This window comes from Nocardioides iriomotensis, from assembly GCF_004168035.1.
Taxonomy (GTDB): domain Bacteria; phylum Actinomycetota; class Actinomycetes; order Propionibacteriales; family Nocardioidaceae; genus Nocardioides_B; species Nocardioides_B iriomotensis.
The window spans coordinates 25,364-49,507 of sequence record NZ_SDPU01000014.1; the positions used below are offsets into that span (position 1 = coordinate 25,364).

The 24,144-nt window shown below is 72.1% G+C and carries 22 protein-coding genes; 18 read left to right on the top strand and 4 right to left on the bottom strand.

Annotated elements, in window-relative coordinates; translation table 11 throughout:
* Positions 1-21 precede the first annotated feature (21 nt).
* Entirely contained in the window at positions 22-1,239 is a 1,218-nt protein-coding gene (cysC, locus tag ETU37_RS05525; RefSeq protein WP_129986150.1) for an adenylyl-sulfate kinase, read from the bottom strand.
* 59 nt (positions 1,240-1,298) lie between these two features.
* On the opposite strand from cysC, the gene ETU37_RS05530 reads away from it, so the two are divergent.
* The 10 genes from ETU37_RS05530 to ETU37_RS23090 all read left to right on the top strand — a co-directional run bounded on the left by ETU37_RS05530 (position 1,299) and on the right by ETU37_RS23090 (position 10,919).
* Positions 1,299-2,258, top strand: a complete 960-nt coding sequence (locus ETU37_RS05530) for an asparaginase (protein ID WP_129986152.1) — start codon at positions 1,299-1,301, stop codon at positions 2,256-2,258.
* Between the two features lie 75 nt (positions 2,259-2,333).
* Positions 2,334-3,902, top strand: coding sequence for a hypothetical protein (locus ETU37_RS05535; protein WP_129986154.1), 1,569 nt, complete (start codon positions 2,334-2,336; stop codon positions 3,900-3,902).
* A 160-nt stretch (positions 3,903-4,062) separates the two neighbouring features.
* Positions 4,063-4,440, top strand: coding sequence for a helix-turn-helix domain-containing protein (locus ETU37_RS05540; RefSeq protein WP_129986156.1), 378 nt, complete (start codon positions 4,063-4,065; stop codon positions 4,438-4,440).
* Position 4,441: 1 nt separating this feature from the next.
* Positions 4,442-5,056: a hypothetical protein gene (locus ETU37_RS05545; protein ID WP_129986158.1), complete on the top strand. Its 615-nt coding sequence runs from the start codon at positions 4,442-4,444 to the stop codon at positions 5,054-5,056.
* A 95-nt stretch (positions 5,057-5,151) separates the two neighbouring features.
* On the top strand, positions 5,152-5,439 hold the full coding sequence (locus ETU37_RS05550) for a DUF2516 family protein (protein WP_206053745.1): 288 nt from the start codon (positions 5,152-5,154) through the stop codon (positions 5,437-5,439).
* A gap of 148 nt (positions 5,440-5,587) precedes the next feature.
* Positions 5,588-7,051, top strand: a complete 1,464-nt coding sequence (locus tag ETU37_RS05555; RefSeq protein WP_206053747.1) for a sugar transferase — start codon at positions 5,588-5,590, stop codon at positions 7,049-7,051.
* Between the two features lie 94 nt (positions 7,052-7,145).
* Positions 7,146-8,144 carry an ATP-binding cassette domain-containing protein gene (locus ETU37_RS05560; protein WP_129986160.1) on the top strand — a complete coding sequence of 333 codons (999 nt, stop codon included), beginning with the start codon at positions 7,146-7,148 and terminating at the stop codon, positions 8,142-8,144.
* Positions 8,141-8,998, top strand: a complete 858-nt coding sequence (locus ETU37_RS05565; protein ID WP_129986162.1) for an ABC transporter permease — start codon at positions 8,141-8,143, stop codon at positions 8,996-8,998. Before ETU37_RS05560 ends, ETU37_RS05565 begins: the two co-directional genes overlap by 4 nt.
* 11 nt (positions 8,999-9,009) lie before the next feature.
* On the top strand, positions 9,010-9,507 hold the full coding sequence (locus tag ETU37_RS05570) for an O-acetyl-ADP-ribose deacetylase (RefSeq protein WP_129986164.1): 498 nt from the start codon (positions 9,010-9,012) through the stop codon (positions 9,505-9,507).
* A 212-nt stretch (positions 9,508-9,719) separates the two neighbouring features.
* The gene (locus ETU37_RS23090) at positions 9,720-10,919 is read left to right on the top strand and encodes a hypothetical protein (protein WP_165372413.1); all 1,200 of its coding nucleotides are present in this window, start codon (positions 9,720-9,722) and stop codon (positions 10,917-10,919) included.
* Between the two features lie 71 nt (positions 10,920-10,990).
* On the opposite strand, the gene ETU37_RS05585 is transcribed toward ETU37_RS23090, so the two are convergent.
* From ETU37_RS05585 to ETU37_RS05595, 3 genes are read right to left on the bottom strand one after another with little or no spacing between them, the layout of a single operon-like run.
* Positions 10,991-11,743, bottom strand: coding sequence for an SDR family NAD(P)-dependent oxidoreductase (locus tag ETU37_RS05585; RefSeq protein WP_129986170.1), 753 nt, complete (start codon positions 11,741-11,743; stop codon positions 10,991-10,993).
* A complete protein-coding gene (locus ETU37_RS05590; protein WP_129986172.1) occupies positions 11,743-12,936 on the bottom strand; it encodes an acyl-CoA dehydrogenase family protein in 1,194 nt (397 codons plus the stop codon). The genes ETU37_RS05585 and ETU37_RS05590 overlap by 1 nt, the downstream gene beginning before the upstream one ends.
* A gap of 41 nt (positions 12,937-12,977) precedes the next feature.
* A complete protein-coding gene (locus ETU37_RS05595; RefSeq protein WP_129986174.1) occupies positions 12,978-14,030 on the bottom strand; it encodes a LacI family DNA-binding transcriptional regulator in 1,053 nt (350 codons plus the stop codon).
* Positions 14,031-14,325: 295 nt separating this feature from the next.
* Here ETU37_RS05595 and ETU37_RS05600 point away from each other — a divergent pair, with 295 nt between their 5' ends.
* The 8 genes from ETU37_RS05600 to ETU37_RS05635 all read left to right on the top strand — a co-directional run bounded on the left by ETU37_RS05600 (position 14,326) and on the right by ETU37_RS05635 (position 24,140).
* Positions 14,326-15,855, top strand: coding sequence for a sugar ABC transporter ATP-binding protein (locus ETU37_RS05600; RefSeq protein ID WP_129986176.1), 1,530 nt, complete (start codon positions 14,326-14,328; stop codon positions 15,853-15,855).
* Positions 15,852-16,925: an ABC transporter permease gene (locus ETU37_RS05605; protein ID WP_129986178.1), complete on the top strand. Its 1,074-nt coding sequence runs from the start codon at positions 15,852-15,854 to the stop codon at positions 16,923-16,925. The genes ETU37_RS05600 and ETU37_RS05605 overlap by 4 nt, the downstream gene beginning before the upstream one ends.
* Positions 16,922-17,989: an ABC transporter permease gene (locus ETU37_RS05610; protein WP_129986179.1), complete on the top strand. Its 1,068-nt coding sequence runs from the start codon at positions 16,922-16,924 to the stop codon at positions 17,987-17,989. The genes ETU37_RS05605 and ETU37_RS05610 overlap by 4 nt, the downstream gene beginning before the upstream one ends.
* Before the next feature lie 5 nt (positions 17,990-17,994).
* Positions 17,995-19,038 carry a rhamnose ABC transporter substrate-binding protein gene (rhaS, locus tag ETU37_RS05615; protein WP_129986181.1) on the top strand — a complete coding sequence of 348 codons (1,044 nt, stop codon included), beginning with the start codon at positions 17,995-17,997 and terminating at the stop codon, positions 19,036-19,038.
* 69 nt (positions 19,039-19,107) lie between these two features.
* Positions 19,108-19,470 (top strand): L-rhamnose mutarotase, encoded by a 363-nt coding sequence (locus ETU37_RS05620; protein ID WP_129986183.1) that lies wholly within the window; start codon positions 19,108-19,110, stop codon positions 19,468-19,470.
* A gap of 5 nt (positions 19,471-19,475) precedes the next feature.
* Positions 19,476-20,639: an L-rhamnose isomerase gene (rhaI, locus tag ETU37_RS05625; RefSeq protein ID WP_129986185.1), complete on the top strand. Its 1,164-nt coding sequence runs from the start codon at positions 19,476-19,478 to the stop codon at positions 20,637-20,639.
* 1 nt (position 20,640) lies between these two features.
* Complete coding sequence (locus ETU37_RS05630; RefSeq protein ID WP_129986187.1) at positions 20,641-22,677, top strand: bifunctional aldolase/short-chain dehydrogenase; 2,037 nt, start codon at positions 20,641-20,643, stop codon at positions 22,675-22,677.
* Positions 22,674-24,140, top strand: a complete 1,467-nt coding sequence (locus ETU37_RS05635; RefSeq protein ID WP_129986189.1) for a rhamnulokinase — start codon at positions 22,674-22,676, stop codon at positions 24,138-24,140. Before ETU37_RS05630 ends, ETU37_RS05635 begins: the two co-directional genes overlap by 4 nt.
* The last annotated feature ends 4 nt before the right edge of the window (positions 24,141-24,144 follow it).

Below are 24,144 nucleotides of genomic sequence, written 5' to 3' on the forward strand. Positions count from 1 at the left end.
ACCCTTTGTTGTCTGCCGGCGTCAGCCGGCCGGTCGGTGGAGGATCCCCTCGTCGTACAGGTGGTCGAGGACCTCGTCGAGGCAGTCCTCGATGCTGCGGCCGGTCGTGTCGATCCGGACCGCGGCGTCCTCGGGCTCCTCGTAGGGCGAGGAGATGCCGGTGAACTCGGGGATCTCGCCGCGCCGCGCCTTGGCGTAGAGGCCCTTGCGGTCGCGCCGCTCGCACTCCTCCAGAGGGGTTGCCACGTGGATCAGGACGAAACGGCCGCCGGCCGCGTCGGTCATCGCGCGCACCTGCTTGCGGGTTGCGTCGAACGGGGCGATCGGCGAGCAGATCGCCACGCCGCCGTGGCGGGAGATCTCGGCACCGACCCAGCCGATCCGGCGGATGTTGGTCTCGCGGTCGGCCTTGGAGAAGGTCAGCCCCGCGGAGAGGTTGCGGCGGACCACGTCGCCGTCGAGGCTCGTCACGGTGCGCTCGCCCTGCTCGAGGAGCACGTCGTGCAGCGCCCGGGCGATGGTCGACTTGCCGCTGCCCGACAGCCCGGTGAAGAACAGCACCAGCCCCTGCTCGTCGGGCGCAGGCAGGTCGCGCTCGACGACCGCCGCGATGTCGTCGGGCAGGTCGCCCTCGCCGGTGAGCCCGAGGACGGGGCCGGGGGCGTAGGACTCGACGACCCCCTTGCCGAGCGCGTGGTCGACCTCGGCGTCGCCGTGGCTGGCCAGGGGTACGGCGACCACGGACGCGTCCGCGAGGTGCGCGGCGGCCAGCAGCGACGCCCGCACCAGCGCGGGGCCGGACAGCAGCGGCGTCCCGGTGCCGATCAGAGCCAGCAGCAGCACCGGGGCGCCGCCGGCGACGTGGCCGATCCGGTCGAGGTCCGCGTAGGTGAGCGCGTCGGTGACCGGCACGGTCAGCGTCGTGGCGTCGTACGCCTCGCGGACCTGGGCCGGGGTGAGGTGCAGCCGGCGGAAGGCGCCGTACTGCGCGTGCGTGAGCGGCGTGATCGTCCCGTCCGGCAGCGCCACCCGCGCCAGCGGCAGCCCCTCGGGGTCGACCAGCTCGACCGCGCCGGCGGCCTCCGCGGCCGCGCGCACGTCGTCGGGCAGCGCGAGCGTCACCGGGCTGCCCGGCTCGTCGAACCGGGTCAGCGGGGCCAGCGCCCCCGACACCAGCAGCTCGAGGTCGTCGAGCTCCGTGGGCGTCGGGCAGTGCTGGGGCACGGGCTGGTCGGGCACCGGAACAGTGTGCCGCACCGGGGCCGGGACGGCCGCGACCGGCCGGTACAGTCCGCGCCATGCCCGCACCCGTGGTCGTCGCCGAGATCGTCCGTTCCGGCTTCGTGGAGGGCCACCACTACGGCTCCGTGGTCGTCCTCGACCGGGCCGGCGACGTGGACTGGTCCGTCGGCGACGTCACGTCGGCGATGTTCCCGCGCTCCTGCAACAAGCCGGTCCAGGCGCTGGCGATGCTGCGCGCCGGCCTCGACCTGCCGCCGGACCTGCTCGCGCTGGCCTGCGCGTCGCACTCCGGCGAGGCCTTCCACCTCGACGGTGCCCTGCGGATCCTGAAGGGCGCCGGTCTGGACGAGTCCGCGCTGCAGACCCCGCCGGACTTCCCGATCGACGACACCGCCCGCGAGGAGTGGATCCGCGACGGCCACGGCCGCGAGCCGCTGGCGATGAACTGCTCCGGCAAGCATGCCGCGATGCTCGCCACCTGCGTCGTCAACGGCTGGGACACCACCACCTACCGCGACCCCGACCACCCCCTGCAGGTCGCGATCGCCGAGACCTTCGCCGAGCTGACGGGGGAGCCCGTCGAGGCGGTCGCGGTCGACGGCTGCGGCGCGCCGCTCCTCTCCACCAGCCTCTCCGGGCTCGCCCGGGCGTTCCGCACGCTCGCCACCGCGCAGGACGGGCTCGAGCAGCGCGTCGCCGACGCGATCCGCACGCACCCCGAGTTCACCTCCGGCACCCGTCGCGACGAGGCCGCGCTGCTGCGCGCGGTGCCCGGCGCGATCGGCAAGGCCGGCGCCGAGTCCTGCTACGCCGTGGCGCTGCCCGACGGCCGCGCCGTCGCGCTCAAGACCGACGACGGCGCCCCGCGGGTGCGGCCGGTGCTGATGGCCGCCGCGCTCGAGCGGATGGGCGTCCCCGACGAGACCGGCGTCGACGGCGACGCCGTCCGCCGTACCGGCGTGGTCGAGCTGCTGGGCGGCGGCGTGCCGGTCGGCAGCCTGCGCGCGGTGTTCTGACAGCTGCCGCGGCGGCCCGCGAATAGGATGCCGTGGAGGACAGGGGGTGTCGTGACGGGCAGACGACCGGGTCGCGTGCAGCAGATCGCGTACGACGCCACGCCCCTCAACGCCGTCACGGTCGACGTCGAGGCGCGGATCGGCTGGCTGCTCGCGATGTCCCGGCTGCACCACCCGGACCCGTCGTTCCAGGACGGCCGCGTCTTCATCGAGGCCCTCGGTGACGCCGGGATGCCCACCAGCCGGAGCCTGCTGTCGCGCTGGGAGTCCGGTGAGATCCCGATCTCCTACGAGGCGATGGCCGCCTACGAGCAGGTGCTGGGCATCGAGTCCGGCCAGATCTCCTCGATCACGGCGTACGTCGGCGCGATCCTCCCGCGGATCAAGGCCCGGCTGGCCCGGCCGAAGCTCGACCCGGCCACCCCGGAGTTCGCCGACCGGCTCGACGCGCTGATCGACCTGTGCGAGGACGGCGGCGCGCTGTCCCGCGACTGGCAGGACCTCGGCTGGCACCTCGCGGCCGTCCCGCACGCGTTCCTGCGCTCCTCGGTGTGGGCCGCGCTGTGCGGGCGGCTGGTCAACGAGATGCCGCGCACCGTCAAGCTCGCCTACCGCCAGTACAGCGCCGCCGCGTTCAACCTCGCCCAGGTCCCCCGCGCCCAGCCCTACCTCGTCGACGCCGTCGCGACCTGGGTCGCCGACCCGCGCGCGCAGGTGCTGACCACCCCGGTCGGCATGCTCGACCGGCTGCCCACCCGGGCCGCGGCCTCGCTCGTGCTCGACATGATCGAGAAGCCGCCGACGCAGTCGGTGTTCAAGGTCGGCATCTGGTCGGCCACCGAGAAGCTGGCGCGCGGCCAGTTCGACGACGAGGAGCGCGCCCGGCTCGACATGCTGGTGCTGCAGCTGTGGCGCCGGGACCCGGTGCGCGCCAGCGAGGACCTCGCCGAGCTGATCGCCGGCATGCCCGAGGGGATGCGGTCCACGCTGGTGCACGCGGCCGACCGGGCCGGCCGCCGCAGGTTGGGGTACGCCGTCGAGCACGGCGAGGAGGTCGTCGCGACCCGCGCCCGCGCCATCGCGGGCCAGATCGCCGAGCAGGCCCGCACGCTCGTGCCGCAGGAGCCGACGTACGCCGAGGACCGGATGCTCACCCGGCTGGTGCGCGAGGCGCTGTTCCACCGCGACTCCGAGCGCCGGCACCTGTCCTCGCTGCTGATCGCGTCCTCGCCGTTCGGCCGCGCCGTCACCGACTGCCTGCTCGTGCTGCTCAAGGACACCGGGCACTCGAACTGGATGCGAGGGCGCACCGCGACGCTGGCGCGCTACCTCAGCGACGAGACCCACCGGCTTCGGATGATCAGCCTCCTCGACGACCCCGCCGAGGACGTGGTCACGCCGGTCGCGCAGGCCCTCGGCCACATGCCGTACAGCGCGATGTCCGACCAGGTGCTGCGCAGCTCGCTGGGCCGCGAGCTCACCAACGCCGCGCGCGGCAAGATGTACGCCCTCGGCATGTCCGGTTCGCCCGGGCTCGCGGCGATCGCCACCTCCGACCAGGTGCCGGAGTGGCAGCGCGTCGCCGCCGCCTGGTGGCAGGAGCACGGCTCCGCGATCCGCCCGTCGCCCGAGCCCGGCGCCTGAGGCCGACCACCGGCCGCCTGTCCGCCACCCGTGTGCAACCGGTTGCATGCACGCCGTACACCTGAGAAAACCCTGTGCTGTAACGGCTTTGTGGGATGCTTCACGCCGAAATCGGTTCGGTGCGCTTGCAAGAGTTAGCACTCCGGGGCAGAGTGGAGGCATGGCAAAGTTCGGGGTCGGAAAGACCGTCGGCACGCTGGGCGACTACCTCCGCGAGCAGCGAATGGCCGCCAAGCTCTCGCTGCGACAGCTGTCGGAGCAGGCCGGCGTCTCCAACCCCTACCTGAGCCAGATCGAACGCGGTCTGCGCCGTCCCTCGGCCGAGGTGCTCCAGCAGCTGGCCAAGGCGCTCCGGATCTCCGCCGAGACGCTGTACGTCCGCGCGGGGATCCTCGACCCGGACGAAGGCGAGGTCCGCTCGGTCGAGCTGGCCGTGCTCGCCGACACCGGCCTGACCGAACGACAGAAGCAGTCGCTGCTCGACGTCTACAACTCGTTCCGCGCAGCGAACTCCCACACCGAAGCCTCAGGAGGCTGACATGGCTACCAAGACCAAGGCACCCAAGTTCGACGCCACCCGCCCGTTCTACGCCGCCGTCGGCGCCGGCGACCTCGCGGTGGGCTTCGCCCGCACGACCGCCGGCGACGTGCAGGCGCGCTTCGCCAAGCTGGACCTCGAGCCGAAGATCCTGCGCGACCAGGCCGTCACCCTCGTGACCGCCCGCGTCGAGGAGCTCCAGGGCGACGCCAAGAAGGCGCAGACCGCCGTCGAGGCCCGCATCGCCGAGCTGCAGACCGACGCCAAGGGTCTGCCGGCCCGCGCGCAGAAGCTCGTCAACGAGTACCTCGCCGAGCTGAACAAGACTGTCGCCGAGCTCAACAAGAGCTACGCCGAGCTGGCCACCCGCGGGCAGGACTTCGTCGCCAAGGTGCGCGGCCAGGAGTCAACGCAGCAGGCCAAGGCCGCCGCCAAGACGACCACCACCAAGGCGAAGACCACCGCCACCACGGCCAAGAAGTCGACCAAGAAGGCCGCCAAGAAGACCGGCTCCCCGGCCAAGGCGACCAAGACCGCCGCCAAGGAGACCGCGGCCAAGACCGCCGAGGCCGCCGGCGACGCCGCCGACAAGGCCGGCGACAAGTCCGACTCCTGAGCAGCACCGCACCACCCCTTCCGCGCCCCCGCGCTCGCTGTCGAGCCGGGGGCGCGGTCGTGCCCGGATCCGGCCGAGGTCGCTACTCTGGTGACGTGCTCGATCTCTTCGCCTTCCAGAACGGCCTCATGCTGCTCGCCACCCTGGCGATGTTCGCCGTCCAGGCGTTCGCGTTCGTCGACGCGGTCTCGCACAAGCCCGAGGCGTACGTCGCCGCCGACAAGCTCACCAAGCCGGCCTGGCTGATCATCCTCGGGATCGCCCTGGCGGCCCACATGCTCATCTGGAGCCCGATGAGCTTCCTCAACCTGATCGGCACCGTCGCGGCGATCGTCTACATCGTCGACGCCCGCCCGGCGCTGCGCGCCCTCACCCGCCGCTGAGCCCTCGGCCGCGCAGCCCTAGCACCTCGTCCACGGTTGCGGACGGTTTCTCCCGTCTTCGCCCGCTCGGTCCCGTCGACGTCCTATCGTGGCGGGATGCTCGGGTCGGGTCCCGGGCTGTACGTGATCGACCCGGGGGTTCTCACAGGTGGCGTCCACGCAGCGCCTCGCCGAGCAGGCGGAGGTCGTCGACCGCTCGCGCACCGTCCGCGACCTGCTCGTGCTGCGCGTCTGGCTGGTCTTCCTCGACCTGATCGTCATCGAGGCCGCCCTGCTGTTCGGCTGGCGCCTGCGCGTGGGCATCGAGGGCTGGCTCGACCCCGTCGCCCGCGACAACGCCGTGGTGCTCGCGGCCGGCCCGTGGATCGTGCTGACCTGGCTGTTGCTGCTCGCCCTCCAGGGCGCCTACTCCGTGCAGTCGCTCGGCGCCGGCACGGCCGAGTACCGCGCGGTCGCGATGGCCTCGGTGATGGCCGCTGGTCTCGTCGGGCTCGGCTGCTACATGTTCAAGATCCCGCTGTCCCGGGGATTCCTGCTGCTCACCTTCCTCGTCGGCCTGCCGCTGGTGCTGCTCAGCCACTTCGTCGTACGACGGTTCATGCACCGGATGCGCTCGCGGGGCCGGCTCGTGCACCGCGTGGTCGCGGTGGGTGGCGCGACGGGCATCGGCGAGGTCGTCTCCGTGCTGGAGCGCGAGAAGTACCTGGGCTACCAGGTGATCGGCGCCTGCACCCCGCGCAACGTCGAGCCCGACGAGGTGCCGGTCCCGATCTTCGGCGGGCCCACCGACATCCGCCGGATCTGCATCGAGGAGGGCGCCGACACCGTGCTGGTCGCCCGCGGCGGCTACAACACCGCCGGCGAGCTGCGCCGCATCGCGTGGGCGCTCGAGGGCGCGGGCGTCGAGCTCGTCGTCGTGCCGTCGCTCACCGACGTGGCCGGCCCGCGCATCCGGATGCGACCGGTCGCCGGTCTGCCGCTGATCCACCTCCAGGAGCCGCAGGCGGGCGAGGCGGGCGGGTTCGGCAAGCGGGCGTTCGACATCGTCCTCTCGCTCGCCGCCCTCGTGGTGCTGTCACCGGCGATGGTCGCGTGCGCCCTGCTGGTCCGGCGCGAGGACGGCGGCCCGGTGCTGTTCCGGCAGCCGCGCGTGGGCAGGACGGGCCAGCTGTTCGACATGCTGAAGTTCCGCTCGATGGTGGTCGACGCCGAGGCGCGACGGGCCGAGCTGGTCGGGCAGAACGAAGGCGCCGGCGTGCTGTTCAAGATGCGCGAGGACCCGCGGATCACCCGGGTCGGCCGGGTGCTGCGGCGCTACTCCCTCGACGAGCTGCCGCAGCTGCTCAACGTGCTCAAGGGCGACATGAGTCTGGTCGGCCCGCGCCCGCCGCTGCAGGACGAGGTCGACCGCTACCACGACGACATGCGCCGCCGGCTGCTGGTCCGCCCCGGCATCACCGGGCTGTGGCAGGTCTCCGGGCGCTCCGAGCTGAGCTGGGACGAGTCGGTCCGGCTCGACCTCTACTACGTCGACAACTGGTCGATGCTCTCGGACCTGGTCATCCTGGCCAAGACCGTCCGGGCGGTCGTCGGCTCCTCCGGCGCCTACTGACGTCCCCCGCACGCCGTACGACGGACACCGACCGTTCTTGCGCCGGTGGCGAAACCCACTGGAAACGGTCGGTGCCGCCTGGTGAGATCGAGGCATGACCCTGACCCCTGCCGTCGAGGCGATCGACCTGGTCAAGCGCTTCGGCGACAACACCGCCGTCGACCACGTCAGCTTCGCCGTGCCCGCCGGCACCGTGCTCGGACTGCTCGGCCCCAACGGGGCCGGCAAGACCACCACGGTCCGCATGCTCACCACGCTCAGCAGGCCCACGAGCGGCACCGGCCGGGTCGCCGGCTACGACATCCTCGACGAGCCTGAAGCCGTGCGGCGCAGCATGGGCCTCGTCGGTCAGGCCGCCACGGTCGACGAGCTCCTCACGGCCCGCGAGAACCTCTGGATGATCGGCCGCCTCGCGGGGCTGCCGACCTCCTACGTGCGGCCCGCCGGCGACGACCTGCTCGAGCGGTTCTCGCTGACCGACGCGGCCGACAAGGTCGTCAAGCAGTTCTCCGGCGGCATGCGCCGGCGCCTCGACCTCGCGGTCAGCCTCATCGCCGCACCGCCGGTGCTGTTCCTCGACGAGCCGACGACCGGCCTCGACCCGCGCAGCCGCAACGACCTGTGGGACGTCCTGCGCGGCCTGGTCGGGGAGGGCACCACGCTCGTGCTCACCACGCAGTACCTCGAGGAGGCCGACCAGCTCTGCGACGACATCGTCGTGATCGACCGGGGCACGGTCATCGCCTCGGGCACGCCCACCCAGCTCAAGGACCAGGCCGGCGCCGCCTCCGTCGTGCTGACGCTGACCCACACCGCCGACCTCGAGCGCGCCGAGAGCCTGCTGCGCTCGTGCGCCCCCGAGGTGTACGTCGAGCCCGCGGCGCGCCGGCTCACGGCCCAGGCACACGGCCTCGACGACATGACCCGGATCGCGCACGCGTTCGCCGACAGCGGCATCACCGTGGACGACCTGGGCCTCCAGCGCCCCAGCCTCGACGACGTCTTCCTGGCGCTCACCGGCCACCGCGCCGAGGAGACCGGCGGCGACGACCTGGACGACGAGCTCGACAGCCTCGAAGGAGCCACCCGATGACCACCACGCCGACCCGCCCGGCCGCCGCGGAGGTCGCCCGGCCCGAGCGCCCCGAGGTCTCCCCGCCGTCGCTGCTGGGCGCCTCGCTGATCGTCGTCCGCCGCAACCTGATCCACATCAAGCGGATGCCCGAGCTGCTCCTCGACGTGACCATCCAGCCGATCATGTTCGTCTGCCTGTTCGCGTTCGTGTTCGGCGGGTCGATCGCGGTCTCCGGCAGCGACTACCGGGAGTTCCTGGTGCCCGGGATCATGGCCCAGACGATGGCGTTCGCGTCGTTCATCGTGGCGATCGGGCTCAACACCGACCTCGACAAGGGCCTGGTCGACCGGTTCAAGTCGCTGCCGATCTCCCGGGCGTCGATCCTGGTGGGGCGGAGCGTCTCGAGCCTGCTGCACTCCAGCATCGGCATCACCGTGATGGCGCTGACGGGCCTCGCGATCGGCTGGCGGGTGCACAACGGCGTGCTCGACACGGTGCTCGGGTTCGCGCTGCTCCTGCTGTTCGGCTTCGCGATGATCTGGCTCGGCATCCTCGTCGGCTCGATGATGCGGTCGGTCGAGGCGGTCAACGGCTTCATGTTCACGGTGATGTTCCCGATCACGTTCGTCGCCAACACGTTCGCCCCCACCAGCAACATGCCCGACTGGCTCGCGACCATCGCCGAGTGGAACCCGCTGTCCTCCCTGGTCCAGGCGCTGCGCGACCTGTGGGGGAACGGCGAGCCGGCCACCGCCGACTCGGCCTGGCCGCTGCACCACCCCGAGCTGGTGACGGTCGTGTGGGCGGTGGCGCTCACGGCGATCTTCATGCCCCTCGCCCTGCGCGCGTTCGCCGCCCGTTCGCGCGACTGAGGGGAGCGACCGTGCGGCTCACCGTGATCCGCGGCGACATCACCGCGCAGGACGTCGACGCGGTCGTCAACGCCGCCAACCGCCGGATGCGCGGGGGCGGCGGCGTCGACGGCGCGATCCACGCCGCCGCCGGCCCCGGCCTCCTCGACGAGTGCGTGGAGCGGTTCCCCGACGGCCTGGCCACGGGCGGGGCGGGCTGGACGACCGGCCACGACCTGCCCGCGCGCTGGGTGATCCACGTCGTCGGCCCCAACTACCGCGCGGGGGAGCGGGACCGGTCGTTGCTGGAGTCCTGCTACCGCGGCGCCCTCGAGGTCGCCGACGAGGTCGGTGCCCGCTCGGTGGCGTTCCCGCTGGTGTCGGCGGGCATCTACGGCTGGCCGCTGGAGGACGCCGTCCGCACCGCCGTGCGGACGGTGCGGGCCGCGGCGACCGGCGTCGAGGAGGCGCGGTTCGTCGCGTTCAACGAGACGATCTACGGTCTTTTGTCCTCTCAAAGTGAAATCTGAGCCAAGTTGTGCACATGCTGACCGTTTTTGTGGTTTACGCGGGGGTGCGTCCGGGGATGTAATGAAACCTGGGAATGGGAGGCCCACGTTGGGGGCGCCGGGGGGCGGCGCCCGTGGTTCATTCTCGAAACCGTCACCACTCAGGGGTGATGGGGGGAAGAAGGTTTCGCATGTCGCGCACTCCGCGACCTGCTCTGCGTCGCATCCCTGTGATGCTGGCGTTGCTGCTGGTCGCCTTCAGCATGTTCACCCTCGGTCCGGCGAACGCCGACCCGGGCAACGGAAACTCACACGGCAACGGCGGTCAGCCGCCGGGTCAGGTCACCGACCCACCGGCAGCCGCGGAGCCCGCTCCGGCGGCACCCGCGGCCCCGGGCAACAGCGGTGACGCGGCCGCGGCCGCGGCTCCCGCTCCGGCAGCTTCCGCGCCGGCGGCGGCTCCGGCGGCGGCTCCGGCGGCGAAGTCGAACGGCAACGGCAACGGCAAGGCCAAGGGCGCCGCGAACGGTGCCGGCGGCAACGGCGCCGCGTCCGACCACGCCACCAAGGGCACCGCCGGTACGTCGGGCGACCCGACGCAGCCGCAGCCGATCAGCGGCGCCGACGACAACACGGGCGGGGCCAACGGCCAGTGCCCGGACGGCGTCTACTGCTCGACCCGTGACGGCTCTCCGTCCGGCAACGGCAACGACGTCGGCAAGGCCACCGGCAAGCCCTGTGCGGGCTGCGTCGGCAAGGCCGACAACAAGAACCCGCCCGGTCAGATGCCGAATGCCGCCGACGACGGCAACAACGGCTACGAGTGCGACACCAACAACGGCATCGGTGTCGGCAAGGACGGCAAGAGCGCCGGCAACCCCGCGCACACGGGCTGCACGTCGCCGCCGACCGTGGCACCCTGCGTGCCGAAGCCGGGGGAGGACGCGTCCTGCAACCCGGTGACGCCGCCGTGCGAGCCGAAGCCGGGGCAGGACAAGGACTGCAACCCGGTGACGCCGCCGTGCGAGCCGAAGCCGGGGCAGGACAAGGACTGCAACCCGGTGACGCCGCCGTGCGTCCCCAAGCCGGGAGAGGACAAGGACTGCAACACCGTCACCACCCCGCCGGGCAACCCGGTGTGCGTGCCGTCGGAGTCCAACCCGTGCGTCACGCCGCCTCCGTCGGAGTGCATCCCGGCGCCGGAGAACGACTTCTGCACCGAGATCCTCGGTGAGGAGGAGACCGCACCGCCGCCGGGCAACAACCGTCCGCCGACCGTGGTGGCAGGTGTCGAGCAGATCGCACCCCAGGGTGGCGTGCTGCCCAACACCGGCGCGTCCACGCTGATGGGCGGGCTCGGCGCGGCCGGTGTGCTGCTGCTCCTCGCGGGCGGCGCCACGCTGGTGCTGCAGCGCAAGCTGGTGCGCCGCTGACCTGGGCGCACACGCAGTGACAGGACGACGGGGAGGCCGCTCGGAGGGAGCGGCCACCCCGTCGTCGCGTGTCAGCGCGGCGCCATGCGCAGCGCGCCGTCCATCCGGATGACTTCGCCGTTGAGGTAGTCGTGGTCGATGATCGCGAGCGCGAGCTGGGCGTACTCGTCGGGGCGGCCGAGCCGCTGCGGGAACGGCACCCCGGCGGCCAGACCGGCGCGGAACTCGTCGGAGACGGTGGCCAGCATCGGGGTCTCGACGATGCCGGGGGCGATGGTGGCGACCCGGATGCCGTACTGCGCCAGGTCGCGCGCGGCGGGCAGGGTCAGCCCGACGATGCCGCCCTTGGACGAGGCGTACGCCGCCTGGCCGACCTGTCCGTCGTACGCCGCGATCGAGGCGGTGTTGATCGCGACGCCGCGCTGGCCGTCCTCGAGCGGGTCGGTGGCCGCGATCTTCTCGGCCGCCAGGGTCAGCACGTTGAACGAGCCGATCAGGTTGACCTTGACGACGGTGGCGTAGAAGTCGAGGTCGTGCGGGCCCTTCTTGCCGAGGATCCGCATGGAGGGGCCGACGCCCGCGCAGTTGACCACGATCCGCAGCGGGTGCGCGGAGGCGGCTGCCGTGTCGACGGCGGCCTGGACCTGGGCGGGGTCGGTGACGTCGGTGGCGACGTAGGTGACCCCGTCGACCTGGGGTGCGCCGTCGACGTTGAGGTCGAGGGCGTAGACGTCGACGCCGTGCTTGGCGAGCGCGACCGCGGTCGCGTGGCCGAGGCCGGACGCGCCGCCGGTGACGATGGCGGCGGTGTCGGTGAGCTGCATCAGCTGGTCTCCTGCTGCTGGGTGACGTGGAGGGTCGCGGGCGCACCCTTGGCGAGTGCACGCCCGATCACCATGCGCTGGATCTGGTTGGTGCCCTCGAAGATCTGCATGACCTTGGCCTCGCGCATGTAGCGCTCGACCGGGAAGTCGCGCGTGTAACCGTAGCCGCCGAGCACCTGGACGGCGTCGGTGGTGACCTTCATGGCGTTGTCGGTGGCGACGAGCTTGGCGACCGACGCCTGGGTGGAGAACGGCAGGCCCTGGTCCTTGCGGCGGGCGGCGGCGAGGTACGTCGCCCGGGCGGTCTCGACCGCGGCCTCCATGTCGGCGAGCACGAACGCGAGGCCCTGGTGGTCGATGATCGCCCGGCCGAACGTCTCGCGCTCCTGGGCGTAGGCGACGGCCTGGTCGAGCGCGCCCTGGGCGAGCCCGGTGGCGACGGCGGCGATGCCGAGCCGGCCGGAGTCGAGGCCGGCGAGGGCGATCTTGAGGCCCTCGCCCTCCTCGCCCAGCCGGCGCTCCGCCGGGACGCGCACGCCGTCGAACCGCATCGTGGCGGTGGCGCTGCCGGTGAGGCCCATCTTCTTCTCGGGCGCGTCGGCGGTCAGCCCCGCGGCGTCGGCGGGCACGAGGAAGCAGGAGATGCCGGCGCGGTCGCCCGGCTCGCCGCTGGTGCGGGCCATCACCTTGTAGAAGTCGGCGTGTCCGCCGTGGGTGGTCCAGGCCTTCGCGCCGTCGAGGACGTAGTCGTCGCCGTCACGCCGGGCGCGGGTGGACATCGCCGCCGGGTCCGAGCCGGCCTGCGGCTCGGACAGGCAGTACGCGCCGAGAAGGTCGCCGCCGAGCATGTCGGGCAGGAACTTCTGCCGCTGCTCCTCGGTGCCGCGGGTGGCCAGGCCGAAGCAGCTGAGCGCGTGCACGCTGACCCCGACGCCGACGCTGCTCCACGCGGCGCCGATCTCCTCCAGCACCTGGAGGTAGACCTCGTACGGCTGCGCGCCCCCGCCGTACTCCTCCGGATAGGGGAGCCCGAGCAGACCCGCGCGGCCGAGCAGCCGGAACACGTCGCGCGGGAACGTCTCCGTCGCCTCCGCCTCGGCGGCGCGGGGCGCCAGCTCCTTGGTCACGAGGTCGCGGACGAGGCCGATCAGGTCGGCGGCCTCCTCGGTGGGCAGCACACGGGACGCAGGCATGGGCGCATGATAGTTGGACGCCCTACTAGTTTCCGATCCGGTCAGGACCGCCGGGTCGAGGCCCGGGCCACCAGCTCCGGGGTGAACAGCACCTGCTCGTGCCGGTGGTCGGGGTTGGTCGCCTCGTCGAGCAGCAGCTCGGTGGCCCGTCGGCCGAGCTGGCCGCGCGGCTGTCGCACCGACGTCAGCGGTACGGCGGCGGCCGCGGCGAACTCGATGTCGTCGAACCCGACGATCGCGAGATCGTCCGGCACCCGCAGGCCGAGGCCGACGCAGCTCTGCAGCAGGCCCAGGGCGACCAGGTCGTTGGCGCAGAACGCCGCGGTCGGCCGAGTCGCGGATGGCATCCCGGCGATGCGCTCCCCGGCGTTGCGCCCCTCGGAGACGGTGAGCGCCTCGGTCCTGACCTCGACGAGCGCGTCCGCGGGCAGCCCGGCGTCGGCCAGCGCGGCTTGCGCGCCGCGGCGGCGGTCGCGGACCTGCCCGATCCGCTCCGGGCCGCCGACGAACGCGATCCGCTGGTGGCCGAGGTCGACCAGGTGCTCGATCGCGAGCCGGCCGCCCAGGACGTCGTCGACGGCGACGGAGCAGTGCGAGTCGACGTCGCGGACGCGGTCGACGATGACCACGGGAGTGCCCTGCCGGACGACCTCGTCGAGCAGCGGTTCGTCGGGGTCCACCGGCGTGATGAGGACGCCCTGGACGCGCTGCTCCTGCAGCCGGGTCAGGTACACCCGCTCGCGCTCGGCGCTCTGGTCGCTGTTGCACAGGAACAGCGACAGGTCGGCCTGCTCCGCCGCGCGCTCGATGCCCTGGGCGACGTCGGTGAAGAACGGGTTGGTCGCGTCGAGCATGACGTAGGCGAGCGTGCTGCTGCGGCCCGCGCGGAGCAGCCGGGCGGACTCGTTGCGGACGAAGCCGAGCTCGGCCATCGCCTGCTCGACGCGCTCGCGGGTGCGGGCGCTGACCCGGTCCGGGCGGTTGAGCACGTTGGAGACGGTGCCGAGCGAGACCCCGGCCCGGGCGGCGACGTCCTTGACGCCGGCCGAACGGGCAGGGCCGGCCGTGCCGCCCTCGTCGCCCACGCGTGCCATGCCGCCCCTCCTTCCCGCTGCCCGGCTGGTCGAGCCTTCGAGACCCACCCGGTCGGTCGAGCCTGTCGAGACCCACCCGGTCGGTCGAGACCTTCGACAGGCTCAGGAACCACCTGTCGAGGCCCTCGCGTTGAAACGTCGTCAACGCCGGCGACAGCGTACGGCACGGACCCGTTTCCGTGCAGACACGGAAACTTTCGCATCACAGCCCTTGACCGCTGTGGCGGTGGTCACGTAGCGTCCAGGCACGGGTTGAAACCTTTCAATCCAACGACGACGACGGAGGGTCCCCCGCATGAGTCAGCCGACTCCCGCCACCGGCCCGGCCGCAGCGCTCGAGCTGCGCGACGTGGCCAAGGCGTTCGGCGCCGTGGTCGCGCTCCGCTCGGGCAGCCTGCGCGTCGAGGCCGGCTCGATCCACGCCCTGGTGGGGGAGAACGGCGCCGGCAAGTCCACCCTGGTCAAGATCGTCGCGGGCGTGCACCGCCGCGACGCCGGCGAGCTGCTGCTCGACGGCCGCAGCATGGACTTCGGCTCCACGGCCGAGTCGAAGGCCGAGGGCATCGCGGTGATCTACCAGGAGCCGACGCTCTTCCCGGACCTCTCGGTCACCGAGAACATCTTCATGGGCCGCCAGCCCGTGGGCGCCGGCCGCCGGATCGACCGCGCGGCGATGCACACCGAGGCCGAGCAGCTGTTCCGTCGCCTGGGCGTGCACATCGACCCGCGCCGCCCGGCGCTCGGCCTCTCCATCGCCGACCAGCAGATCATCGAGATCGCCAAGGCGATCTCGCTCGACGCGCGCGTGCTGATCATGGACGAGCCGACCGCCGCGCTGAGCGGCGTCGAGGTCGAGCGGCTGTTCGCCGTCGCCCGCAGCCTGCGCGACGAGGGCCGGGCACTGGTCTTCATCTCGCACCGCTTCGACGAGGTCTTCGACCTCTGCGACACGATCACCGTGATGCGCGACGGCTCCTACGTCGACGCCGTCCGCACCGCCGACACCGACGTCGACTCCATCGTGGCGATGATGGTCGGCCGCGAGGTGGGCGACCTGTTCCCCAAGACCCCCGCCGAGATCGGCGAGACGGTGCTGAAGGTCGAGGGCCTGAGCTCCACGGGCGAGTTCCACGACGTCTCGTTCGAGGTCCGCGCCGGCGAGATCGTCGGCCTGGCCGGCCTCGTCGGCGCCGGCCGCAGCGAGATCGCCCGCGCGGTGTTCGGCGTCGACCGGTACGACGCCGGCTCGGTCACCCTGGCCGGGAGGTCGGTGAAGCCGCACGACCCGCGGTCGGCGATCCGGGCCGGCATGGCCTTCGTGCCCGAGGACCGGCGCAAGCAGGGCCTCGTCACCGAGTCGTCCGTGGCGCGCAACATCTCCGGCGTCATCCGCGGCGGCCTGGCCAGGGCCGGGCTCCTCACCGGTGCGGCCGAGTCGCGCTCCGCGGCACCCTGGGCCGGCAGGCTCGAGGTCAAGACCGGCGCCCTCGACATGAACGCCGCGACCATGAGCGGCGGCAACCAGCAGAAGGTCGTCATCGCCAAGTGGCTGGCCACCAACCCCCGGCTGCTGATCATCGACGAGCCCACCCGCGGCATCGACGTCGGCACCAAGGCCGAGGTGCACCGCCTGCTCTCCGAGCTGGCCGGGCAGGGCATGGCGATCCTGATGATCTCCTCCGAGCTCCCCGAGGTGCTCGGCATGGCCGACCGCGTCCTCGTCGTCTGCGAGGGCCGCATCACCGCCGACATCCCCCGCGACGAGGCGACCCCCGAGAACGTCATGCGGGCCGCCACCCGCAGCAGCCAGGAGGCGGCGTCATGAGCGACACGTCCACGACCCACGCGCTGGGCCACGACGCCGCCGTCGACCGGCTCGTCGAGCCCAGCCGGCAGTCGCCGGCGCGGCGCTGGTTCGACACCGTCGTGCGCTCGCGCGAGATGTCGATCCTGCTGGTGCTGATCGCGCTGATCACGGTCACGACCGTCAAGCAGCCGAACTTCCTGTTCAGCGCCAACTCCTGGCGCGACCTGCTGCTCACCCCGGCGATCCTGCTGATCCTCGCCGCGGGGCAGGCGGTCGTCATCATCACCCGCAACGTCGACCTGTCCGTCGGGTCGGTGCTCGGGTTCACGGCGTACCTCACCGGCCGGATGTTCATCGACTTCCCCGGCATCCCGATCGTCGCCGTCATCGCGATCGGTGTCCTGGCCGGGGGACTCCTCGGCCTCGTCAACGGCATGCTCGTCTCGTTCGGCCGGGTGCCGGCGCTGGTGATCACGCTCGGCACGCTCTACATCTACCGCGGCATCGTCCTCACCTGGGCCGGCAGCAACCGGATCAACGCCGGGGACCTGCCCAAGGACTTCCTGCGGCTCGGCACCCGCTCGGTCCTCGGCATCCCGATCCTCTTCCTCGTCGCCGTGGTCGTCGTGGCCGCGGTCGGCTACTACCTGTACTCCCACCGCGGTGGCCGCGAGCTCTACGCCATCGGCTCCGACCCCGACGCGGCCGTCCTCTACGGCCTGCGGGTCCGCCGGCGCGTCCTGTCCGCCTTCGTCCTGAGCGGTGCGCTCGCCGGCCTCGCCGGCGTCCTGCACGCCGCCCGGTACGGCACGGTCAGCTCGGCAGCAGGCGTCAACATCGAGCTCGAAGCGGTCGCCGCGGTGGTGATCGGCGGTGTCGCGATCTTCGGCGGCAGCGGCACGGTCTGGGGCGCCGCGATCGGCGCGATCCTCCTGGTCACCATCGACCGCGCACTCCCGATCCTCGGCATCCCGGACTTCTGGCAGCGCGCCGTCGTCGGCGTCCTGATCCTCGGCGCCATCGTCCTCGACCGGGTGCTCTCAGCCCGCCAGGCCCGCAAGCTCATCGAAGCGAGGGACGACTCATGACCACCCTTCAGGCCACCACCCGGTCGTACGTCGCCCACGAGTACCCGCTCTGGCGCCGGCTGCTGCTCACCCGCGAGACCGCGATCATCGCCGTGCTCGTCGCGGTCGTCTTCTACTCGATCGGCAACGTCGAGAACTTCGACGGCCCGCTGACACTGACCTACCTGCTGCTCGACACCGCGCCGATCCTGCTGATCGCGCTGCCCATGACGTTGGTGATCGTCACCGGAGAGATCGACCTGTCGGTCGCCAGCGTGGTCGGGCTGAGCAGCGTCCTGCTCGGCGTGCTGTTCGAGGCCGGCTACTCCATCCCGGTCGCGGCGCTCGTCGCGGTGCTGGCCGGCGTGGCGTGCGGCGCGCTCAACGGCTTCCTCGTCGCGTACGTCGGGCTGCCGTCGCTGGCCGTGACGATCGGGACGCTCGCGCTGTTCCGCGGCGTCGCCGCCGGCCTCGTCGGCACCAAGGCGGTCACCGGGTTCGACGACCGCTGGACCGACCTGGCCACCGCCAAGATCGGTGCGACCGGCGTCCCGGTGGTGATGATCCTGTTCGTCGTGCTCGCGATCGCCTTCGCGTTCCTGCTGCACTTCACGTCGTTCGGCCGCGGCGTCTTCGACATCGGCCTCAACAGCGAGGCCGCACACTTCACCGGCGTACCGGTCGAGCGCACCAAGCTGATCCTGTTCGTGCTCTCCGGCGCCGTGTCCGCGCTCGCCGGCGTCTACTTCACACTCCGGTTCGGCAGCGCCCGCGGCGACAACGCCACGGGCATGGAGCTCCAGGTCATCGCCGCGGTGCTGCTCGGCGGCGTGTCCATCTTCGGCGGCCGCGGCCGCCTGCACGGCGTGATCGCCGGCGTCCTGCTGATCGGCGTGATCTCCAGCGCCCTCCGGCTCGAGGGCGTCACGGTCAACGTCACCAACATCATCATCGGCCTGCTCCTCGTGGCGTCGGTGATGACCCCCAGCGTCCTGGCGGCCCTCTCGGGCCTCGCCTCCAGGCGGAACAACCGGGGCCCGAGCCCCTCCAGCGCGCCGGTCGGCGTGGGAACACAGGAAAGGTAGAACTGATGAAGTTCCACTCGAAGCGGGCAACCGCCTTCAGCGCGTTGCTGCTCAGCGGCGCGATGGTCCTCACCGCGTGCGGCGGGGACTCCGAGAGTGCCGACGGCGGCGACGGCGGCAGCAGCAGCGAGGCCGTCTCGATCACGATGCTGCCGAAGAACCTCGGCAACCCCTACTTCGACACCAGCACCAAGGGCGCCAAGGCCGCGGCCACGGACCTCGGGGACGACCTCGAGGAGGTCGGGCCGGAGACGGCCAGCCCCGACGCGCAGGTGCAGTACATCAACACCGCGGCGCAGCAGGGCGTCGGCGCGCTCATCGTGTCGGCCAACGACCCGACCGCGATCTGCGACGCCCTCAACGAGGCCCGCGACGCCGGCACCAAGGTCGTCACCTTCGACTCCGACACCGACCCGGAGTGCCGCGACCTGTTCATCAACCAGGCGACCGCCGAGGGCATCGCCAAGGTCCAGCTCGAGCTGATCGCCGAGCAGATCGGTGGCTCCGGTGAGATCGCGATCCTGTCGGCCTCGGCCAACGCGACCAACCAGAACGCCTGGATCAAGATGATGGAGTCCGAGCTGGAGTCGAACCCCGACTACGCCGACATCGAGCTCGTCGACACCGTCTACGGCGACGACGACGACCAGAAGTCCTTCGACGAGACCGCGGCGCTGCTGCAGTCGCACCCGGACCTCAAGGGCATCATCAGCCCGACCACGGTCGGCATCTCCGCCGCGGCGCGCTACCTGTCCGACTCGGACAAGAAGGGCAAGGTCATGCTGACCGGCCTCGGCACGCCGAACCAGATGCGCGAGTACGTCAAGGACGGCACCGTCACCGCGTTCGCCCTTTGGAACCCGGAGGACCTCGGCGCCCTCGCGACGTACGCCGCCGACGCCCTCGCCACCGGCGAGATCAACGGCGACCCGGGCGACAAATTCCAGGCCGGCGACCTCGGCGAGTACACCGTCGAGGAGGACAACTCCGTCCTGCTCGGTGACCCGTTCGTGTTCGACGAGTCCAACATCGACGACTTCGACTTCTGAGTCGTCACCGCGACGGTCGGGCTTGTCGGGATCAGTGGTCTCGACAAGCCCGACCACCCGGAGGAACCGATGCAGCGCGTGTGCTTCCAGCTCCAGGTGAAGCCGGAGCGGATCGACGAGTACAAGGCCCGGCACGCGGCCGTGTGGCCGGACATGCTCCGGGCGCTGGCCGCCAGCGGCTGGCACAACTACTCGCTGTTCCTGCGCGACGACGGGCTGCTCATCGGGTACGTCGAGACGCCGTCGCTCGAGGACGCGCAGGCGGCGATGGCGGCCACCGAGGTCAACGCCCGGTGGCAGGCCGAGATGGGCGAGTTCTTCGAGGAGCTGGGCGACGCCCGGCCCGACACGGGGTTCGTGCAGCTCGAGGAGGTCTTCCACCTGGAGGACCAGCTCGCGGCGCACGACAGCAGCAGCACTGAGACGAGATGAGTGAGATGACCAGCTTCGAGGCGGTGGCCGACCAGCTCGACCACCTCGCGGTCGAGGTCCCGTCGTGGGCCTACGGCAACTCCGGCACCCGGTTCAAGGTGTTCGGCAGCCCCGGCACCCCGCGCACGGTCGAGGAGAAGATCGCCGACGCCGCGGCCGTGCACCGGTTCACCGGGCTCGCGCCGACCGTGGCCCTGCACATCCCGTGGGACCTGGTCGACGACTTCGGCAAGCTCAAGGCGTACGCCGACGACCAGGGCGTCGCACTGGGGACGATCAACTCCAACACGTTCCAGGACGACGACTACAAGCTCGGCAGCCTGACCCACGCCGACCCGAAGATCCGGCAGAAGGCCGTCGACCACAACCTGGCCTGCATCGACGTGATGGACCAGACGGGGTCGCGCGACCTGAAGATCTGGCTCGCCGACGGCACCAACTACCCCGGCCAGGGCGACATCCGCGCCCGCCAGGACTGGCTCGCCGAGGGCCTGCGCACGATCTACGACCGGCTAGGCGGAGACCAGCGGATGGTGCTGGAGTACAAGTTCTTCGAGCCGGCGTTCTACCACACCGACGTCCCGGACTGGGGCACGTCGTACGCCCACGTCAGCGCGCTCGGGCCCAAGGCGTTCGTCTGCCTCGACACCGGGCACCACGCGCCGGGCACCAACATCGAGTTCATCGTCGCGCAGCTGCTGCGGCTGGGCCGGCTCGGCTCGTTCGACTTCAACAGCCGGTTCTACGCCGACGACGACCTGATCGTCGGCGCGGCCGACCCGTTCCAGCTGTTCCGCATCCTCGTCGAGGTCGTGCGCGGCGGCGGGTACGGCGAGGGCAGCCAGACCGCGCTGATGCTCGACCAGTGCCACAACATCGAGAAGAAGATCCCCGGCCAGATCCGGTCGGTGCTCAACGTGCAGGAGATGCTCACCCGCGCCCTGCTGCTCGACACCGCCGCGCTCGACGCGGCGCGCACCGACGGCGACGTGCTGCTCGCCAACGAGATCTACATGGACGCGTTCTACACCGACGTACGACGTGACCTGGCGGGCTGGCGCGAGCAGCGCGGCCTGCCCGCCGACCCGATGCGGGCCTTCCTCGCCTCGGGCTACCAGGACGACATCGAGGCCGCCCGCGTGGGTGGCACCCAGGCAGGATGGAACTGACGTGAGTGACCAGACCCCCGGCGACCTGATCGCCCGGTCGAACCGTCTCGGGGCGGACGCCCGCAACACCAACTACGCCGGCGGCAACACCTCCGCCAAGGGCACGGCGACCGACCCGGTCACCTCCGAGCCCACCGAGCTGCTGTGGGTGAAGGGTTCCGGCGGTGACCTCGGCACCCTCACCGAGGCCGGCCTCGCGGTGCTGCGGCTCGACCGGCTCCGGTCCCTGGTCGCCGTCTACCCGGGCGTCGAGCGCGAGGACGAGATGGTCGCGGCGTTCGACTACTGCCTGCACGGCAAGGGCGGCGCGGCGCCGTCGATCGACACCGCGATGCACGGGCTCGTCGACGCGGCACACATCGACCACCTGCACCCCGACTCCGGCATCGCGCTCGCGACCGCCGCCGACGGCGAGGCGCTGACCAAGGAGTGCTTCGGCGACAAGGTCACCTGGGTCGACTGGCGCCGCCCCGGCTTCCAGCTCGGCCTCGACATCGCCGAGGTCAAGCGCAACAACCCGCAGGCGATCGGCGTGATCCTCGGCGGGCACGGCATCACCGCGTGGGGCGACACCTCCGACGAGTGCGAGCGCAACTCGCTGGAGATCATCCGCACCGCCGAGCAGTTCCTCGCCTCGCACGGCAAGGCCGAGCCGTTCGGTGCGGTCGTCCCCGGATTCGAGGCGCTGCCCGAGTCCGAGCGTCGCGCCCGCGCCGCCGCCCTGGCGCCGGTGGTCCGGGGCCTCGCCTCGACCGACGCCCCGCAGCTCGGCCACTTCGACGACAGCGACGTGGTGCTGGAGTTCCTCTCGCGCGAGAAGCTGCAGCCGCTCGCCGAGCTCGGCACCTCCTGCCCCGACCACTTCCTGCGCACCAAGGTCCGTCCGCTGGTGGTCGACCTGCCCGGCACCGCCCCGCTCGAGGACGTGGTCACCCGGCTCAAGGAGCTGCACGTCGCCTACCGGGAGGAGTACGCCGCCTACTACGACCGGCACGCGACGCCCGAGAGCCCCGCCATGCGCGGTGCCGACCCGGCGATCGTGCTGGTGCCGGGCGTCGGGATGTTCTCGTTCGGCAAGGACAAGCAGACCGCCCGCGTGGCGGGTGAGTTCTACGTCAACGCGATCAACGTGATGCGCGGCGCCGAGGCGGTGTCGACCTACGCCCCGATCGCCGAGAGCGAGAAGTTCCGCATCGAGTACTGGTCGCTCGAGGAGGCCAAGCTCCAGCGGATGCCGAAGCCCAAGCCGCTCGCCGGCCGGGTCGCGCTCGTCACCGGTGCCGGCTCCGGCATCGGCAAGGCGATCGCCGAGCGGCTCGGCGCCGAGGGTGCCTGCGTCGTCGTGGCCGACCTGAACGCCGACGGGGCCCGTGCGGTCGCGGAGGGCATCGGCACCACCGACCGTGCGATCTCCGTCGTCGCCGACGTCACCGACGCCGACGCGGTGCAGGCGGCCGTCGACGCGGCCGCGCTCGCCTTCGGTGGTGTCGACCTCGTCGTCAACAACGCCGGCCTCTCGATCTCCAAGCCGCTGCTGGAGACCACCGAGAAGGACTGGGACCTCCAGCACGACGTGATGGCCAAGGGCTCGTTCCTGGTGTCGCGCGCGGTGGCGAAGACGATGGTCGAGCAGGGGATGGGCGGTGACATCGTCTACATCTCCTCGAAGAACTCCGTGTTCGCCGGCCCGAACAACGTCGCCTACGGCGCCGCCAAGGCCGACCAGGCGCACCAGGTGCGGCTGCTCGCGGCCGAGCTCGGCGAGCACGGCATCCGGGTCAACGGCGTGAACCCCGACGGGGTCGTCCGCGGCTCCGGCATCTTCGCCCAGGGCTGGGGCGCCCAGCGCGCCGCCGTGTACGGCGTGGAGGAGAAGGACCTGGGCGCGTTCTACGCCCAGCGCACCCTCCTCAAGCGCGAGGTGCTGCCCGAGCACGTCGCCAACGCGGTGTTCGCGCTGACCGGCGGCGACCTGACGCACACCACGGGCCTGCACGTCCCGGTCGACGCGGGCGTCGCGGCCGGCTTCCTGCGATGAGCGGGACCCGTCCGCTGCGCGTCGCCGCGGTCGACCTCGGCGCCAGCAGCGGGCGGGTCATGGTCGGCACGGTCGGCCCGGACCTCCTCGACCTCGAGGAGGTGCACCGCTTCCGCAACGGGGCGGTCGAGGTCGACGGCGCGCTCACCTGGGATGTGCGCGCCCTGCACGCCGAGGTGCTCGCCGGCCTCCGGGCCGCCGCGGCCGGGGGACCGGTCGACGGCGTCGGGATCGACTCCTGGGCCGTCGACTACGGCCTGCTCGACACCACCGGCGAGCTCGTCGGGCCGGTCGTCGCCTACCGCGACAGCCGCACCGACGGGGTCCGCGAGCGGGTCGTCGAGGTCGTGCCGGAGGAGGAGCTCTACGCCACCACCGGCCTGCAGCAGCTGCCCTTCAACACCCTGTACCAGCTCGTCTCCGCGCCCGACCTCCTCGGTGGCGCGGAGACGATGCTGCTGGTCCCCGACCTCCTGGCCTACTGGCTGACCGGCCAGGTCGGCGCCGAGCGCACCAACGCCTCCACCACGCAGCTGTACGACGTGCGCGGACGCGACTGGGCGACCGGGCTCGCCGAGAAGGTCGGTGTGCCGGCGCGGATCCTGCCGCCGCTGCGCGACCCGGGCACGACCATCGGCTCGCTGCTGCCGGACGTCTCCGCCGCCGTCGGCCTGCCGGCCGGCACTCCCGTCGTCGCGGTCGGCTCGCACGACACCGCGTCCGCCGTCGTGGGCGTGCCGTTCACCCACCGGTCGCGCGCGGCCTACATCTCCTCGGGCACCTGGTCGCTGGTGGGCGTCGAGCTCGACGAGCCGGTGCTCAGCGACGCGGCTCGCGAGGCCGACTTCACCAACGAGGGCGGCGTCGACCGGACGATCCGCTTCCTCCGCAACGTGTCCGGGCTCTGGGTCCTCTCCGAGGCGATCCGCACCTGGGAGTCCCGGGGCGAGGACGTCGGGCTCGCGGACCTGCTCGCGGAGGCGGCCGCCGTACCCGCGCTGCGGTCGGTGGTCGACCTGGAGGCCCCGGAGTTCCTGCCGCCCGGCGACATGGAGGCCCGGATCGCGGCGGCGTGCGCGGCCTCCGGCCAGCCGGTGCCCGGCACCCGCGCCGAGGTCGCCCGATGCGTCCTCGACAGCCTCGCCCTCGCCTACCGCCGCGTCGTCCGGCGAGCCGCCGCGCTCTCCGGCGTCGGCGTCGAGGTCGTGCACGTCGTCGGCGGCGGCGCCCGCAACGAGCTGCTCTGCGCGCTGACCGCGTCGGCCTGCGGCGTCCCCGTGCTGGCCGGCCCGGTCGAGGCCGCCGCGCTCGGCAACGTGCTCGTCCAGGCCCGCGCGCTGGGCGCCGACCTGCCCGACCTCGCCGCGATGCGCGCGCTGGTCCGCGCCACCCACGAGCTGGTGCGCCACGAGCCCGCGGAGGTCGGCGACTGGGACGCCGCCGAGCGGGCTGTGCGAGGGTGAGCCG